The 17409-nt window shown below is 37.3% G+C and carries 13 protein-coding genes, 4 pseudogenes and 1 other annotated feature (1 of these 18 only partly in view); of the genes and pseudogenes, 12 read left to right on the top strand and 5 right to left on the bottom strand.

All coding sequences use genetic code 11. From position 1 onward, the window contains the following. Window positions 1-92 (bottom strand) — a binding site (T-box leader); it reaches 157 nt to the left of the window's first position. Between the two features lie 27 nt (window positions 93-119). Further along, complete coding sequence (locus tag ACEWFH_RS14335) at window positions 120-491, bottom strand: DUF3899 domain-containing protein (protein ID WP_473724524.1); 372 nt, start codon at window positions 489-491, stop codon at window positions 120-122. A gap of 429 nt (window positions 492-920) precedes the next feature. Here ACEWFH_RS14335 and ACEWFH_RS14330 point away from each other — a divergent pair, with 429 nt between their 5' ends. The 6 genes and pseudogenes from ACEWFH_RS14330 to ACEWFH_RS14305 all read left to right on the top strand — a co-directional run bounded on the left by ACEWFH_RS14330 (window position 921) and on the right by ACEWFH_RS14305 (window position 7813). Next, a complete protein-coding gene (locus ACEWFH_RS14330; RefSeq protein WP_473724523.1) occupies window positions 921-2600 on the top strand; it encodes a peptide ABC transporter substrate-binding protein in 1680 nt (559 codons plus the stop codon). Window positions 2601-2837: 237 nt separating this feature from the next. Then, window positions 2838-3765 (top strand): annotated as a pseudogene (opp3b, locus tag ACEWFH_RS14325) (oligopeptide ABC transporter permease). Continuing rightward, window positions 3765-4787, top strand: a complete 1023-nt coding sequence (gene opp3C / locus ACEWFH_RS14320) for an oligopeptide ABC transporter permease (protein ID WP_473724522.1) — start codon at window positions 3765-3767, stop codon at window positions 4785-4787. The pseudogene opp3b and the gene opp3C overlap by 1 nt, the downstream one beginning before the upstream one ends. Before the next feature lie 15 nt (window positions 4788-4802). Beyond that, window positions 4803-5852 carry an ABC transporter ATP-binding protein gene (locus ACEWFH_RS14315; RefSeq protein WP_473724521.1) on the top strand — a complete coding sequence of 350 codons (1050 nt, stop codon included), beginning with the start codon at window positions 4803-4805 and terminating at the stop codon, window positions 5850-5852. After that, a pseudogene (locus tag ACEWFH_RS14310) lies at window positions 5821-6818 on the top strand (ABC transporter ATP-binding protein). Before ACEWFH_RS14315 ends, ACEWFH_RS14310 begins: the two are co-directional and overlap by 32 nt. 143 nt (window positions 6819-6961) lie before the next feature. Continuing rightward, window positions 6962-7813, top strand: a complete 852-nt coding sequence (locus tag ACEWFH_RS14305) for a DegV family protein (protein WP_473724520.1) — start codon at window positions 6962-6964, stop codon at window positions 7811-7813. A 32-nt stretch (window positions 7814-7845) separates the two neighbouring features. On the opposite strand, the gene ACEWFH_RS14300 is transcribed toward ACEWFH_RS14305, so the two are convergent. The 3 genes and pseudogenes from ACEWFH_RS14300 to ACEWFH_RS14290 form a co-directional block, all read right to left on the bottom strand. Beyond that, a complete protein-coding gene (locus tag ACEWFH_RS14300; protein WP_473724519.1) occupies window positions 7846-8385 on the bottom strand; it encodes an HD domain-containing protein in 540 nt (179 codons plus the stop codon). 362 nt (window positions 8386-8747) lie between these two features. Then, window positions 8748-10507, bottom strand: a pseudogene (locus tag ACEWFH_RS14295) (UbiD family decarboxylase). A 96-nt stretch (window positions 10508-10603) separates the two neighbouring features. Beyond that, window positions 10604-10783 carry a hypothetical protein gene (locus ACEWFH_RS14290; RefSeq protein ID WP_473724518.1) on the bottom strand — a complete coding sequence of 60 codons (180 nt, stop codon included), beginning with the start codon at window positions 10781-10783 and terminating at the stop codon, window positions 10604-10606. 129 nt (window positions 10784-10912) lie between these two features. Between ACEWFH_RS14290 and ACEWFH_RS14285 the strand changes: the two genes are divergently transcribed. Further along, window positions 10913-11527, top strand: a complete 615-nt coding sequence (locus tag ACEWFH_RS14285; protein ID WP_473724517.1) for a GNAT family N-acetyltransferase — start codon at window positions 10913-10915, stop codon at window positions 11525-11527. Window positions 11528-11960: 433 nt separating this feature from the next. Next, a pseudogene (spxA, locus tag ACEWFH_RS14280) lies at window positions 11961-12358 on the top strand (transcriptional regulator SpxA). Between the two features lie 199 nt (window positions 12359-12557). Here the strand turns inward: spxA and ACEWFH_RS14275 are convergent. After that, on the bottom strand, window positions 12558-13139 hold the full coding sequence (locus ACEWFH_RS14275) for a TerC family protein (protein ID WP_473724516.1): 582 nt from the start codon (window positions 13137-13139) through the stop codon (window positions 12558-12560). Window positions 13140-13461: 322 nt separating this feature from the next. On the opposite strand from ACEWFH_RS14275, the gene mecA reads away from it, so the two are divergent. The 4 genes from mecA (at window position 13462) to pepF (ending at window position 17372) form a co-directional block, all read left to right on the top strand. Beyond that, window positions 13462-14130, top strand: coding sequence for an adaptor protein MecA (gene mecA / locus ACEWFH_RS14270; RefSeq protein WP_473724515.1), 669 nt, complete (start codon window positions 13462-13464; stop codon window positions 14128-14130). A 162-nt stretch (window positions 14131-14292) separates the two neighbouring features. Beyond that, window positions 14293-15273 carry a competence protein CoiA gene (locus ACEWFH_RS14265; RefSeq protein WP_473724514.1) on the top strand — a complete coding sequence of 327 codons (981 nt, stop codon included), beginning with the start codon at window positions 14293-14295 and terminating at the stop codon, window positions 15271-15273. Next, on the top strand, window positions 15261-15458 hold the full coding sequence (locus tag ACEWFH_RS14260; protein ID WP_473727309.1) for a hypothetical protein: 198 nt from the start codon (window positions 15261-15263) through the stop codon (window positions 15456-15458). The genes ACEWFH_RS14265 and ACEWFH_RS14260 overlap by 13 nt, the downstream gene beginning before the upstream one ends. Window positions 15459-15554: 96 nt before the next feature. Then, the gene (gene pepF / locus ACEWFH_RS14255; protein ID WP_473724513.1) at window positions 15555-17372 is read left to right on the top strand and encodes an oligoendopeptidase F; all 1818 of its coding nucleotides are present in this window, start codon (window positions 15555-15557) and stop codon (window positions 17370-17372) included. The last annotated feature ends 37 nt before the right edge of the window (window positions 17373-17409 follow it).

The following is a 17409-nucleotide window of genomic DNA, read 5'->3' as shown; positions in this document are numbered from 1 at the left end:
GCCCATTCCATCATGATCCACTGCCTGTTTGCACCAACCACAGACTCTCTGAAAGTATCACACCATGTACTCTTCTTTATCATCGCATGTATCATTTATTTTTTAGTAGTATACACAAATTATAAAAGATATGCAACGGCAACTGAAAGTAAAGTCAACATAAGGCTGCTGTAAAGAAACGCTTGCATATATGAAACATTTACACGCTCTGACAAATGAAAGTTCGTTTTAAAAGAAATTTGTTCATCAATTTCTGGGGCTCTTGAAAGAACTTTAGAAACTCTTTTGACACTATATGTAAAGAAATCAAAAAAACCACCTTTCACTACATATAATGCGATCCCAATAAGTGCGATCGAGATTGAAAAATAAAAAAGCGTGTTTATGTATTTTTCAAGGGTAAAAGGTCCGGTAGAGAATAAAGCAGCTCCTAATGCTATAAAGATAGGGAATGCTGATATAATCAGAATCCTTCTTAAAGTTACGTTCATCAATCTTGCCTCCATCTAGTAAAAATTACACCATAAACATTTAAAAATGTACCACATAATTTGCATTATACCGTCAGACTATACTCCCATTGTAACAAATGAAATATAAAATTGACGAATTATCTTCTCATTTAACTCATGTTCTATCATCACAAAAAATCGAGAATGTAATATTCATGCTAGTTTACACATAATTTTGGTAAAAATTGTAGAATTATCAGAAAATAATCACCCTCCAGGAATGAGTCTTTGTACCTATTTTTTGTTAAGGAAAAGTAAATATAATGGGCTTTTTGTAAAACTCTTAAAAAAAATAAATGCACAATTGTTTGAAAACTTGTATAATCGAACTTGTAGATGAAAATATCTGATAATTCTTGATGCTTTTATCTGCTAACAAATTAACAGGATAAAAAGGGAGGTCAACACATGAAGAAGTCAAAATGGTCATTACTACTTACTTTGGTTCTAGCATTGAGCATGTTCTTAGCTGCTTGTAGTGGCGGAGACAAAAATGCTGGCGACGGTAAGGACAAAGACAAAGATGATCCAAAAGCAGCTGCACCAAGTGAGCCGCAAGTACTTAACATCCTTGATGGGGAAGAAATTCCTTCAATGGATTCTTCACAAGCAACAGACTCTGTTTCTTTCGAAGTATTGAACAACGTTATGGAAGGTTTGTACCGTCTTGATAAAGACAACAAGCCGACTCCAGGTGTTGCTGAAAGTCACACAGTTAACGAAGATGGAACTGTTTACACATTCAAGTTAAATCCAAACGCTAAATGGAGCGATGGATCTCAAGTAGTAGCGAAAGATTTCGTATACTCTTGGCAAAAAGCATTACATCCAGATACACTTTCTGAGTATGCTTACATCATGGGACCTGTAAAGAACGCTAACGCGATTCAAACTGATGGTGACCCATTATTCGGTAAAGTAGAAGAGCTAGGTGTTAAGGCTGTTGACGACACAACTCTTGAAGTAACTCTTGAAGCTCCAGCTCCTTATTTCTTAGGACTTACTGGATTCGCAACTTTCTATCCGCAAAAAGAAGAGTTTGTTAAATCTCAAAGCGACAAGTACGCTTTAGAAGCTAACACTCTATTATACAACGGTCCTTTCGTACTAAACGAGTGGAAACACAACGAAGGATGGCAATACAAGAAAAACGATAACTACTGGGATAAAGATAACGTAAAATTAGACGAAATTAACGTTAAAATCGTTAAAGACGTTGCAACAAGCGTTAACCTTTATGAAACTGGTCAAACAGATATCACTGGTCTAAGCATGGAATTTGTTGATCAGTACAAAGATCATGAAGATCTTTATACTCGTGGAGAATCTTCAGTATTCTTCTTACGTTTAAACCAAAAATCAGAAGCTCTTAAGAACGCTAACATCCGTAAAGCAATCGACATGGCTTATGACAAGCAATCTATGGTAGACGTACTTCTTAACAACGGTTCTACACCTGCATACTACCTAGTACCTGGTGATTTCACGCCTGGTCCAGACGGTGAAGACTACCGTAAAACAAATGGTAACTTTGGTGAGTATAACCTTGAAAAAGCTAAAGAACTTTGGGCTGCTGGTCTAAAAGAACTTGGTAAAGATTCTGTAGAACTTCAACTATTGAACTATGATTCTGATGGCGCTAAGAAAATGGGTGAGTTCTTCAAGAACCAACTTGAAAAGAACCTACCTGGAATCAAAGTTACTATTAAAGCACAACCATTTAAGCAAAAGCTTGAACTTGAGTCTAAAGGTGAGTATGACTTCTCATATGCTGGTTGGGGTCCTGACTATCAAGATCCTATGACGTTCCTCGACATGTTTATTACAGATGGACCGCATAACCAAATGGCTTACTCTAACCCTGAGTATGACAAGCTAATTGAAAGCGCTAAGAAAGAAACTGATGAGAAGAAGCGTTGGGAAACAATGCTTGAAGCTGAGAAAGTATTATTCGAAGATCAAGCAATCTCTCCACTTTACCAACGTGGTGTAACTGGCCTTCAAAAGCCTTATGTTAAAGGTTTAGCTCATCACTTATTCGGAGCTGATGTTTCTTACAAGTGGGCTTACATTGAAGGAAAACAATAATATTCTATTGAAAAATAGTATATAGTTTTTCTCAGGAGAGTACATGTATTCCTGACATGTACTCTCTTTTTTGCCTGTAAAACAGTAATATAATTTCTATGAAGATTTAAAAAAAGATATCAGAAAATGTCGAAAAAGAATATTTTCTATTGATATAAAATATTTTGTCCCTTAAGATAGATATTACAGAAAGATTTCAGAACATTAAGTTTGAGACATTTGGGGGAGGTGTGTGTAATGTTGCGTTATATAACTAAGCGTGTGTTTGCGATGTTGTTAACACTGCTGATCATAGCAACACTTACATTCTTTTTAATGAAATTATTACCTGGTTCTCCTTTTAACAATCAAGAGAAGTTAACTGAGTCCCAGCGCTTTGCACTTAATGAAAAATACGGGTTAAATGACCCGGTGCCTGTTCAATACATCAATTATCTAGGAAATTGGCACAGGGTGATTTAGGATATACGTTCCAATTTGATGGACGTACCGTTAATTCTATGATCGCGAACGGTATCGGACCATCGGCTACTGTAGGAATGGAAGCACTTCTTTTTGGTACAGTGATTGGTTTAATACTAGGGATAGCAGCAGCTCTAAAGCATAATTCACTTGTGGATTATGGGGCTATGGTCGTGGCTGTATTCGGTATTGCTATACCTTCCTTCGTTTTTGCAGGACTTTTGCAATATTACGTTGGTGTTAAGTTAGGATGGCTTCCAGTAGCTTTTGGAATGGTCCAGAGTATCACATCATGCCAGCATTCTCTCTATCCGTAGGAGTTATTGCAACAGTGGCTCGTTTTATGCGTACTGAAATGCTTGAGGTATTAGGAACAGACTATATTTTGATGGCAAGATCTAAAGGTATAAGCAAAAATGCAGTAATTTTGAAACACTGTGTCCGTAACAGCATGATTCCTATCATTACAATACTTGGTCCTTTATCTATTGGACTTATCACAGGAACTTTAGTTATTGAAAACATCTTCGCGATACCTGGTCTTGGTGAACAGTTCGTAAAGAGTATTAACCTAAATGATTATCCGGTAATTATGGGTACAACATTATTCTATAGTTTCCTACTAATCGTCATTATTTTAGTAGTAGATATCCTTTATGGCGTCATCGATCCTCGTATTCGTGTTGCAGGAGGTAAATCATAATGAGTATGTCAGAACGAAAACTAACACCTGATTTATTTCGTCCTGCACAACTAGGTACAGGAAAGAGTGAAGAAATTACAAAGCCAAGCTTAAGTTTTTGGCAGGATGCGTTTAGAAGACTAAGAAAAAATAAAGCCGCAATGCTTGGTTTATTTGCAATTGTATTTATCATTGCCTTTTCATTAATAGCTCCTACATTTAGCAAATATGGTATAGATGATCAAGAGTTAATGCGTGCAAATTTGCCGCCTAAGATTCCTGGATTAGAAAAAATCGGTTTCTTAGGAGTAGACGGTGTTGACATTCGTGGCGTCAATCAATATGAAATGAAAAATGTGCCAAAGGACCAAAACTTCTGGTTTGGTACAGACCCTCTTGGACGAGACCAATGGGTGCGTGTATGGAAAGGTACACAAATTTCTTTATATATCGCATTCCTTGCAGCAACAATTGATTTAATCGTTGGTGTAGCATACGGAGGAATATCCGCATTTTATGGCGGAAGAGTAGATAATGTGATGCAGCGTATCGTAGAGGTTTTATATGGTATTCCAAATCTGGTAGTAATCATCTTGTTCATTATTATTTTAGATCCAGGTATACTCTCTATAACACTCGCATTAGTTATTACTGGATGGATAGGGATGTCTCGAATTGTTCGTGCACAGATTCTATCTTTAAAAGATCGCGAATTTGTTTTAGCATCCAAAACGCTTGGATCAACGAATGGAAGATTAATTACAAAGCATCTGCTGCCTAATACATTAGGTGCAATTATTATTACAAGTACTTTTACAATCCCAGGAGCTATTTTCTTTGAGGCGTTTCTAAGCTTTATCGGACTTGGTATCCAGCCACCGACAGCTTCACTTGGAGCATTAATCTCAGATGGTTTTAGATCATTGAGAATTTATCCGCATTTAGCTATCTATCCAGCAATGATCATGTGTATTCTAATGATCAGCTTTAACTTACTAGGGGATGGATTACGTGATGCACTTGATCCAAAAATGAGAAGATAGGAAGGAGATTAATCAATGGAAAAATTATTAGAATTAGATAACCTACATGTCTCCTTCCAGACGTATGGGGGAGAAGTTAAGGCCGTTCGCGGTGTTAGCTTTACACTAGAAAAAGGTGAATCACTTGCAATTGTAGGTGAGTCAGGATCAGGTAAATCTGTTACTTCTAAAGCAGTAATGAGATTGCTGCCAAATAAAATTGGATCAATAAAGGAAGGCGCTATTCGCTTTCAAGGAAAAGATCTAGCTAAAGCAACTGAACGTGAGATGGAAAAAATTCGCGGTGCTGAAATTTCTATGATCTTCCAAGATCCGATGACTTCATTGAATCCAACTATGACAATCGGCAAGCAGATCATGGAAGGCTTGCGTAAGCACCAGAACATGAGTAAAAGTGAAGCAAAAGAACGTTCCATCAATCTATTAAAACTTGTAGGAATACCAAACCCTGAACTTCGTGTTGAAGAATATCCTCACCAATTCTCAGGTGGTATGCGTCAGCGTGTTGTTATCGCAATTGCACTAGCATGTAATCCTAAAGTATTAATTGCAGATGAGCCGACAACAGCACTTGATGTTACAATTCAAGCTCAGATCTTGGACTTAATGCGTGACCTTCAAGATAAAACTGGAACTGCAATTATCCTAATTACGCATGATTTAGGAGTAGTTGCAAACCTTGCTCAGCGAGTAGCTGTAATGTACGGTGGAATGATAGTGGAAACAGGTACGGTTGATGAAATCTTCTATAAGCCAAAACATCCGTATACATGGGGCCTACTAGCTTCCATGCCAAAATTAAATGCAGATTCAAAAGAGTTATTAGCAATACCAGGAACACCGCCGGACTTAATGAATCCTCCGAAAGGATGTCCGTTTGCAGCGCGTTGTCCGTATGCGATGGAAGTATGTGTAGAACACATGCCAGAAGCGACGAATGTCTCTTCATCGCATAAAGCTGCTTGCTGGTTATTAGATGAGCGAGCGCCAAAAGTTGAACCGCCTGAAGCGGCAGTAGTTGGGGTGCTCGATAATGGCAGTTGTAGAAAGAGAAAAGTTGCTTGAAGTTAAAAATCTTAAGAAGTATTTTCCAGCTGGAAAAAGGGTGTTCTACAAGCAGTAGATGATGTATCTTTTGACATTTATAAAGGTGAAACACTTGGTCTTGTAGGAGAGTCTGGTTGTGGTAAATCTACAACTGGACGTACAATTATCAGACTTTATAATGCAACAGATGGAGAAGTATTTTATGAAGGCGAAGACGTTCATGGAAGAAAATCTCGTTCTGAACTAAAGAAATTTAACCGTAAGATGCAAATGATTTTCCAAGATCCATACGCATCATTAAACCCGCGTATGACAGTTAAGGATATCATTGCTGAAGGTATTGATATTCATGGACTGGCGAAAACAAAGAAGGATCGTGATAACCGTGTTTACGAACTTCTTGAAACAGTTGGTTTGAACAAAGAGCACGCAAATCGCTATCCGCATGAATTCTCAGGTGGTCAGCGTCAGCGTATCGGAATCGCGCGTGCGCTAGCAGTAGATCCAGACTTTATCATTGCCGATGAGCCAATATCAGCTCTTGACGTTTCCATCCAAGCTCAAGTTGTAAACTTGATGATGGAACTTCAAAAAGAGCGCGGACTCACATACCTATTTATTGCCCATGATCTATCAATGGTTAAACATATTTCTGATCGTGTTGGTGTAATGTACCTAGGTAACATCGTTGAGCTTACTTCAAGTGATGAGCTTTACGAAGAGCCGCTACATCCTTACACGCAAGCTCTCTTATCAGCGATTCCAGTTCCGGATCCTGAATTAGAAAGAAGCCGTGAGCGTATCATACTTGAAGGTGATGTACCAAGTCCGATCAATCCTCCTAGCGGATGCAGATTCCGTACACGTTGCCCGCACGCAATGGATGTATGTGCTGCTGTTAAGCCGAAATGGCAAGAAGCTAGAGAAGGACATTGGGTAGCTTGTCACCTTTATGACGAGGAAGCTGTTAAACAAAATAATTAACACATTTAAAACGGTCTCCTTCCTTACAGGAGGCTGTTTTTTATGTTAAACTAAAACAAGTGTGTAAAGCGTATACAAAGTCCTATGAAATTCTTTGCACATCCCTAATAATTGAACCAGAAGCAGAAATGGGGTAGAACAATATGAACCTTAGTTTTATAGTTGACAGCGCAAGTGACCTTAAAATAAATCGTGATAAACTGGAATACCCATTAACGGTCGTTCCATTAAATGTTCAGTTTGGTGAAGACCATTATTTAGATGGTGTTAACATATCTGAAGATGAATTTTATAGACGGATGTCCATTGAACCGGAATTACCAAAAACAAGCCAGCCTTCTCCACAATCCTTTTATGAAGCGTTTCAAAAAGAAGTTGATAAAGGCAATGACGTCCTATACATTGGTATTTCATCTAATCTGAGTGGAACAGTTCAAAGTGCCACTATTGGAAAAAGCATGCTGAAAGAAGATGAACAAGAAAGAGTAACGATCATTGATTCGGGTATTGCTTCGGGAGGCGTGCAGATTTTATTAAATGAAGCAATTGAAATGTCTCAAGAAGGTAAATCATTGACTGACATTGTGAATCAGCTTAATAAAACAAAATCAGGCATAAAAGCATACGTTCTTTTGGAAACATTAGAAAACCTTAAAAAAGGCGGGAGAATTTCTGCCGTTCAAGGTGCTATTGCAGGTATGCTAAATATTAAGCCGATGATTTCTATAGTTGATGGAGTTGTAGAGACGATCGGAAAGTTTAGAGGAAGTAAAAAAGGACTTTCTAAAATGAAAGATATTATTTCCGAATGGAAAGAGGAAAATCCTGATAAAGCTCTTTACTTAATTCACAGTTTTTCTTCAACTGACGAAGTGAAAAAAGAATTTGAAGAATTGTTTTCGTTATCTAGTTTTCCAAAAGTAATCTATACTCGTTTTGGAAGCACGATTGGGACATATTCAAGCGAAAAAGCAATTGGTTTTGTAGCCTACTAATATGTAAGAATTTAAAAACACTCTTTTCCTTCTTAGGAAACAGAGTGTTTTACTTTTTCTTCTTCATGATACTCATCTACCATTTCATCTAATTTTTTGATCATGGTTATCGCTTTCATATCACTAATCGTACGATAGTGGTGGCTTCCGCCTGGTTCTTCGTCCGCTTCATCTGCTAAAGCAACTACTTGTTGCAAGGGATTTAAGTTTAATGAGCCTGCAGGCAAATAGGAATCGGTGTGCAATAAAATCGCGAGAGCAATTTCTTTAGCGTTTTTACGGTCTTCACCCAAAGATACTAATATTCGGTGTGCACGTTCTGCTCCTTTAATAGCATGAATGTCGTTTTCTTTATACATGTCGTAATCCCAGTGTCCGTTCTTATACCATGTATAGTGACCGATATCATGAAGAAAAGCAGCCTTTGTTGCTAGATCCGGATCAACACCAGTTTTAAGGGCTAATCGGTAGGCATGGTAAGCAGTAGAAATGGCATGAACCATTCCAGAACGCTTTACATATTTCTGTACATGCGGGTGTTTATATAAATCAAGTAATGAAATATTTCGCATAAGGTTTCTCCTTACTGTAAAAATGTATATTGTTATATACATTAACACCGATCGGACAAATTATCAACTTAAAAATACAAAAAAGAAGCGATTAGACGCTTCTTTTTTGTATTTAGCTCTTTTCTAAAAGATTGTTGCTTATTTCATTTTGTTCATTCTCTTCAATGACAAGTTGATTGGAGTGGATGGTGGGAGACTCTCGGCTAGGACAGGCGGGCAGGTGAGACACTTAAAAGTGAAACGTTAAGAATGTGGCTCACCGCCTGCCCCGCGGAAAGCGAGCACGTGAAACGGAAATCAACCACTTCCACTAACAACAAAGTTATGAAAACAAACTTTTAATTTTATTTTGGAATTGATGATTATTTTTTAAAGTACTCATCCCAACGATCAGTAACCAATTTATCGATATCTTCTCTCGTTTCCACCACATCTGGATAGAATGGTTTCATTCTCGCATCAATAATAATGGTACCTTCATATTTAATTCGATTGCGGTCAATCGTACTCTTTGCATACACATCATAAGCAGGATCAAATCGGGTAAAGGTTGTCCATAAAAATTCAGCTTGTGTTGCTGCAATGGAAGCATCATCTACAAGAAATACTAGAGGCCATTCCTTAAAACAATCATGGCTGTTTGCGAGTAAATGTTCTGCAAAATCAGGTGCCTTGTCAAATGATGGACCGCTTACTGTTAAGCATCCACCACAAAATACGCCTACGTTATCTATTCCAGAAATAGTTCCGCCTTCATATGTTCGTTTTAATTCACGAACTGGTTCACCGAGTCCTGTCATGATGGCTTTAGATCCAGTATTGAATTTTCGTCCTGTATAATCAAGTGTATCCATTGAGGTATCATGAATGATTAATAAATCACGTTCAGGCAGGAACCTCTCTAAGACACCTTCAGCTAGTTCTGCAAAGTTTTGAAGATTTACAGGCTTATTCGTTACCATTAAGAACTTCGTTAACGTAAGCTGACCTTCACCCATAATACGGAAAGCATGTGCTAATCCTTCTTTATAATATGATTCACGTACAACAGCTCCAGCAAGTGCGTGGAATCCGGTTTCAGCATAAGTCCATAAATCACGGACACCGTTCATGACAACAGGGAACAACGGGCTCATCAAACGCTGCAAATACTCCCCAATAAAATAGTCTTCTTGTTTTGGTTTTCCTACCACTGTAGCAGGATAGATAGCATCTTTTCGTTTCCACATTTTATCCACGTTAAATACAGGGAAATCATGTGCCCATGAGTAATAGCCGTAATGATCACCAAATGGTCCTTCTGGTTCTCTCACATGTGGTGGTACAACGCCACCAAACGCAAACTCAGCTTCTGCGATTAATGGATGCGGATGCCCGTCAACATGTGCAAGACTTAACTTTTCACCCATTAGCATGGATGAAAACATAAGTTCAGGAACTGCTTCTGGCAGTGGCGCAATTGCAGAAATCATTAACGAAGGTGGCCCGCCTAGGAACAGTGTTACAGGAAGGGCTTCGTTCTTTTGTTCTGCTGCATAATGGTGAAAACCTCCGCCTTTATGAATCTGCCAGTGGATACCGGTTTTGTTTTCTTCCTTGATCTCAATTCTGTACATACCTAGGTTATGCTCATGCTTGTCGGGATGTTCTGTATAAACAAGTGGAAGAGTAACAAATGGATTGCTATCTAAATGCCATCCTGTTAACGCAGGCAGATCCTTCATGTTTACGTTCGTAGTAAACGTTTCTAATAATGGTGCTTTATTTTTTCCTACTGTTTTTGTACCAAGAGATAATACATCTTTGATCATGCCTTTCTTCTTCCATAAAACAGAAGGGGAAGGAGGCATTAATTCATCGATTGATCCTACTAACTCCTTGACTAATTGCTCCGGCTTTGGACCAAAAGCCATATCTACACGATTAATAGTACCGAACAGATTAGTTACTACCGGTATGTTTTTTCCTTTACATTTGTAAAAAGAAGTGCAGGACCCTCTTCAGCGATAACGCGTCTATGGATCTCTGGAATTTCTAAATACGGGTCAACTTCTGCATGAATTTCAATTATTTCTTCTTCTGATCTTAATTGATTAATAAATGTTCTAAGGTTTCTATGCATTTGTACACCTCTATTATGTATGCTACCCTTGTATTATAAAGCAGTTCGTACTTAAAATGTAAAAAAACAACCCAAAATTCACGGGTTGTTCGCATTTTATCTTCTTTTTACAGGACTCCAATTTTCTTGAAAAGACTTCGATTTATCCACAAAATGTGAAACTTTTTTACCGCCGAACAATTTTACCGCGATGAATTGGGAAATGCTTCCCATCAGTGCTGTAATACCAACCACACACAAAGCTAATAACGTTAAATCGGTAAAAAATGAAATCAAATGAGGACTCCTCCTTATAACAACGAGTTCACCACATACTTCTTTCTTTATTGTATCTCATGATAACAAAGGAAGAAAGAGGGAAAACTATAATTAATCACCACAATTAAAGGAGCTGATGGGGAAACAATGAATTGGTATGAGAAGTTAAATCAATATTTTCCGGTTGAAGAGATGAAATCAAGAGAACACATGGAACTTTTGCTGCAAGAGAAAAGCGACATTTACCATAAGGATGAAGGTAAACATCACGTTTTGATGTACATCGAGCTTTCTGACTTTGTCTTTATTGATTACCTGTTTGTTTCAAAGGACGCTCGTGGACAAGGCCTTGGGCATAAACTTATTGAAAAACTGAAGGCAAAAGGAAAACCGATCATTTTGGAAGTTGAGCCTGTTGACTATGAAGACACTGACACTGAGAAGCGACTTCGTTTTTATACGCGAGAAGGATTTGAACATGCTTCAAGTATTGGATATAGAAGACGTTCATTAGCAACAAATGAAATAAATGAAATGGAAATTCTATATTGGTCACCAACAGAAGAATCTGAAGAAACTATTTATGAAAACATGAAAAAGACGTATAATGAAATACACACGTACAAAGATAGTGAGTTGTACGGGAAGTCTTATCAGCCCGCAAGTGAAGTGCTGACACTCGATCAAGGCAATGCGGTTCCTAAGCCAAAACAGATTGACGATGAGACTTCTGATTCATCAGAAAAACCCGCTACCGAGTAGTTTTACTATTTTCCTTTTTAAAGGAGGATTAGCGTTATGAAACAAAAAGACAAAAAGAAAAAACGAAGCGCGAGCTATTGAAAGAATTGCTTAAGAAGAATCTTAAGAATTTAAAGCCAAACCTCGCAAGAAAAGGCCCTGCATCTCAAGTTAAGAAAACTATTGCATAAAAAAGAGTGGTTTTTTTCCACTCTTTTATTTTTTATGTTTTATGAAACTTATTCTTGGGTAATACGTCTATATATATGTAGATACGGTCATGTTATGGAAGACAAGTTGTAGATGTATTACATTTGTATGACAAATTCGTAAAAATGTACAAAAGTCTGTATAACCTCTACCGAAAATGTAAAATGTGTAGTATACTATGAATGATGATTTAATAACTTTTTTAAAGTACCTAAATCAGAGAGAGGGGAAGGAGAGATCCACTATGGTCACACTATTTACTTCGCCGAGCTGTACATCATGCCGTAAAGCAAAAGCATGGTTAAAAGAGAATGACATTCCTTATCAAGAAAGAAATATTTTTCAGAACCTTTATCAATAGAAGAAGTTAAGCAAATCTTGAGAATGACAGAGGACGGTACAGACGAAATTATCTCTACTCGTTCTAAGACATTCCAGGAACTTGACATTAATCTTGAATCCATGCCTTTGCAAGATTTATACCAATTGATTGCAGACCATCCTGGGTTATTGCGTAGACCAATTATCCTTGATGAAAAACGTTTGCAAGTTGGTTATAACGAAGATGAAATTCGTCGCTTCTTACCAAGACGAGTACGCACGTTTCAGCTTATGGAAGCACAGCGTCTTGTAAATGAATAAATAAAGAAACTTCCGCTCACTTTAAGCGGAAGTTTTTTTATCTATTTATATATATAGATATATAGATATAAGTTGAAAAGAAGTCCTGTAAAGTTTACAGGACTTCTTTTCAGTTATTTTGCACGTTTCTTTTTAAATGTATTTGTAAGGACTCCAGCCATTATGACACCTACAACTAAAAATACATATAAACCGTATTTCAGCACATCGTTACCTTCAAAAAGGAATGAATCATACGTTCTTCAACGATCATACCAGCTGAAGTAAATGCCAGTACACCAGCCCCAATGTAAATTAATATCGGGAAACGTTCCATAAAGTGCAATATTATTTTACTTCCCCATATAATAATGGGTACAGATACTAATAGACCAATTACAACTAAAACAATATTTCCATGTGCAGCACCAGCAACTGCTAGTACGTTATCTAGTCCCATAGCAATGTCAGCAAATACGATTGTCTTTACAGCATCAGATAAGTTTTTGCCTGCTTTTACATCAAGCTCTTCATCTTCTTCTAAAATAAGCTTGTAAGCAATGATTAACAGCAAAATTCCTCCTGCAAGATATAAGTAAGGAATATTTAACAAGTAAACAGCTACAATGGTTAGTACTACGCGTACAACAATAGCAAGTCCAGTTCCTAAGAATATCGCTTTATTTCTTTGAGTCTCTGGTAAATTTCTGCTGGCAAGGGCAATTACAATTGCGTTGTCTCCGCCGAGAAGGATATCAATTGCTATGATTTGCAACAGTGATATCAGAAATTCTGTTTCCAAACGTAAACCCCCCGTATGTAATGAAATTTCAGATGAATTATGGTACAATATGTTAACCTTAAAGACCTTTGAATTATAGTCTAGCTTGGTCATCTGAGTCAAGTTGAGAGCTTGAAATTCATCATCTGATTAGGGGCAAAAAAGGGCAGTTTATACAGGCCTTTTTTATTTCCATATTTTCCGTTTTGTCATAGAATAAGGTACAAGAGGTTTAATTGTGATTGATGTTTTTTTCGACGGAGATAAAAGGAAATAAGATTTGCTTTTTTCTAGGGGTATTTATCCCTTCACGAACAAACCGGAGAGAAGGGAGAGAAGCAGAATGGAAATTGAAAGAGTGAATGAGTTCACCATTAAATTTTTCATTACGTACAGAGATATTGAAGATCGCGGTTTCGACCGTGAAGAAATATGGTCTGATCGCGAAAGAGGAGAAGAACTCTTTTGGGAAATGATGGACGAAGCACATCAGCAAGAGCAGTTTCCATTAGAAGGTCCTCTGTGGATTCAAGTACAGGCTCTGGATAAAGGTCTTGAAATTATTGTAACTCGTGCTCAAATGTCTAAAGACGGTAAAAAAATTGAGCTGCCAATTGGCGAAGATAAATTGGATTTGCCTGTTGATCAAAATATCGAACAAATATTAGATCAACAGTTTCAATCAGAAGAGGAATTTGATGAATTAGAAGAAACAGAGGAAGATTACCTGTCATTCTTAATTTCTTTTGGAGACTTTGAAGATGTAATCTCTTTAAGTCATACCATCGATTCATCGTCCTTTGAAAATGCGCTGTTTCACTTCGAGGGTAAATATTATTTGTATGTGACATTCAATGTGGAAACGTCAGATCGTGAACAAGATGATTTATTAGCTCAACTCTTGGAATACGGTAACGATTCAGATTTATCCGTATACCGCGTACAAGAATATGGCAAAACGATCGTTTCTGATGGTGCTCTAGAACACGTACAAAAATATTTTAAATTATAAGATATAGCCGATTTCAGATTCATTGAAATCGGTTTTTGTTTTTTCTATTAAGTGTTTTTACAAAAATCAGCACTTTATCAACGCTAAATTGAGCATACAAGAAAATGATATTTATCCCTTCTTCTTTCATCATGGTAAGAAAGTGACAAAGAGGTGAGTAGTTTGTTAGTTGCTCTATATAAAAATCAGTTTGTTGATATGGTGGGAGATACAACGAAGGAGGAATGGGTTTCTAAAACAAAAGAGGGAAAGCTGTTATGTCCCGTATGCCAATGTAAAGTTATACCGAAATGCGGAACAAAAAAGACATGGCATTTTGCACATCAATCATATGAGGAATGTGCAGGTTTTCATGAAGCTGAAACCAACTATCATTTACTTGGAAAAAAGGGGCTGTACAAATGGCTGATAGAATCATCCGAAGAGCCAATTGTTGAATATTTTTTACGCGATATTGCTCAGCGCCCTGATTTGTTTCTTCCAAAGCATAACTATGCGATTGAGTTTCAATGTGCGACTATTAGCCAAGATCAGTTGAGGAGTCGTATCTTAGGTTATCAGTCACTTAACGTTCAGTCGGATTGGATTTTTGGATTGAAACGATTAACGCATAAAGGAAACGATCTTCATTTTATTCAAAGTACTGATTTTTCTGCTGCAAAGAAAGACAACGAAGGAAATCTTTATCTTAATTACTATTGTCCTCTGCAAAATCAGTTCGTGCTCCTTAGAAACATCCTACCTCTTTCGCAAAGAAAAGCAGCTGCTATTTCGTACCGGTTTTCCTCTAGGACTTTCAAACATTTTCATTGGTTATCAAAAGCCTTTAACGGTGATGAACGTTCACATCATAAAGAGTTATGGATGAAACAAAAAACAACATGGAGGATGACTGCATTTAAAAATACCTCTCCATCTGTTATGTATATTAAAAAAATTTTATATTTTAATAACCGCTCCTTAACCTTATTTTCACCTGTTGCGGGTGTTCCTTCCAATAGTTATTATCATTTCGAAACGTCTCCCTATTTGTGGCAAACCTATCTTCTATTTTTTATTGAAAAACTGCCTGTTTCACTGTTCTCAATTAACTTCATTGAGCAAGAGTTTGAAAGGTTGCTTCAAAAAGAATTTTACAGTTAAGAGAATTCCCATATATCAATGAATCTTGGAAGAATGCAATCAGAGGTTATCTTCTTTTTTTAGAAAAACATAAATTTCTGGAGCAGGTAACAGAAGAGACTTATAAAAAAATACGAAAAATTCCAGATCCAAAAACAGTTGAAGAAGCATTTAAACTAGACAAAATTTTCAGTGAAAAGACGTAATTTTTGACTTTGTATAAGCATTTTCTGGTAATATGTAGATATACATAAGGAGAAAGTGTAATTACTATTCTCTTTAATTTACCTGGAGGTGTATGTATGTCTCAAACAAAAACAAAATCATTGCCTAAACGTAATGAAGTACCTGTAGAAGATACATGGGATTTAGAAGCAATATATGCGTCTGACGACGTATGGGAAAAAGAATTTAATGAAACAAAAGAACTTTTGCCAGAATTGAAATCGTTCCAAGGAAAACTTGGAGAATCAGCTGAAACATTATACTCTTATTTACAAAAACAAGACGAAGTAACCAAAAAGCTTGGTAAACTTTATACATACGCTCATATGAGATACGATCAGGATACAACAAATTCTTTATACCAAGGATTGAACGACCGTGCTTCTAACCTTGCTACACAAGTTAGCAGTACCGTATCATTCGCTGTTCCTGAGATCCTATCTCTATCAGAAGAAGCATTGATTCAATTTTTACAAAGCTATGAGCCATTAAAGCTCTATAAACACGCTTTAGATGAGATTAACCGTCAGCGTCCGCATGTGCTTTCTAAAGAAGAAGAAGCCCTGCTGGCGGACGTGAGAGAAGTAGCCAATACTTCAAGCAATACATTCGGTATGCTTAATAACGCCGATCTTAAATTTCCTGTAATTAAAGATGAAAACGGGGAAGAGATTGAGGTAACACACGGCCGTTACATCCGTTTCCTGGAAAGCTCTGACCGCAGAGTAAGAGAAGATGCCTTCAAAGCTGTTTATGGGACATATGACTCCTACAAAAACACGTTTGCGAGCACGCTTGCCGGAACGGTTAAACGCGACAACTTCTTCGCAAAAACAAGAAAGTTCAGTTCAGCTCGTGAAGCTGCTCTGAACAATAACAATATTCCAGAAGCTGTTTATGATAACTTAGTAAAAACCGTGAATGATAATTTAGGTTTATTGCATCGCTATGTGCGTCTTCGTAAAAAAGCTCTTGGTCTTGATGAGCTTCACATGTACGATCTCTACACGCCACTTGTGAAAGACGCAAAGATGGAAGTAAGCTTTAAAGAAGCACAGCAGCTTGTATTGGACAGCTTGGATCCAATGGGAGAAGAGTATAAAACAATCGTAAAAGAAGGCTATGAGAAGCGCTGGATCGATGTACATGAGAATGCAGGCAAAAGAAGCGGAGCGTATTCTTCAGGTGCCTATGGTACAATGCCATACATTTTAATGAACTGGCAAGATAACGTGAACAACTTATTTACATTAACACATGAGATCGGCCACTCGGTTCATAGTTACTATACACGAGAAAGTCAGCCGTATCCGTATGCGGATTATTCAATTTTCGTTGCAGAAGTGGCATCTACTTGCAACGAAGCATTATTGAATCATTACATGCTGGAAAAGACATCTGACAAAAAAGAAAAATTATACTTGTTGAACCATCACTTAGAAGGCTTCAGAGGAACCGTTTTCCGTCAGACTATGTTTGCAGAGTTCGAACAAGAAATACATGTTCGTGCAGCTAACGGAGAGCCACTAACACCTGAACTATTAACGAAGATCTATTACGACCTTAATGTTAAATATTTCGGGGAAGATTTAGTAATTGATAAGGAGATTGGATTAGAGTGGGCAAGAATTCCTCACTTCTACTACAATTTCTATGTGTACCAATATGCTACTGGCTTCAGTGCTGCAGCTTCCTTATCAAAACAAATCTTAGAAGAAGGAAAGCCTGCTGTGGATCGTTATCTCGATTTCTTGAAAGCTGGAAGTTCTGATTATCCAATCGAAGTGTTGAAAAAAGCTGGAGTTGATATGACAACTCCTGAGCCGATCGAAAATGCTCTAAAAGTATTTGAATCTATTCTTGATGAGATGGAAGAGCTGCTTTTTGAAAAATAAGCACAAAAATCCTGTCCGTATAACCGGGCAGGATTTT

It is taken from the genome of Fictibacillus sp. EA-CB0309 (assembly GCF_055814265.1).
Note: the sequence above shows the minus strand (reverse complement) of the source record. Positions and strands in the feature narration are given on the sequence as shown.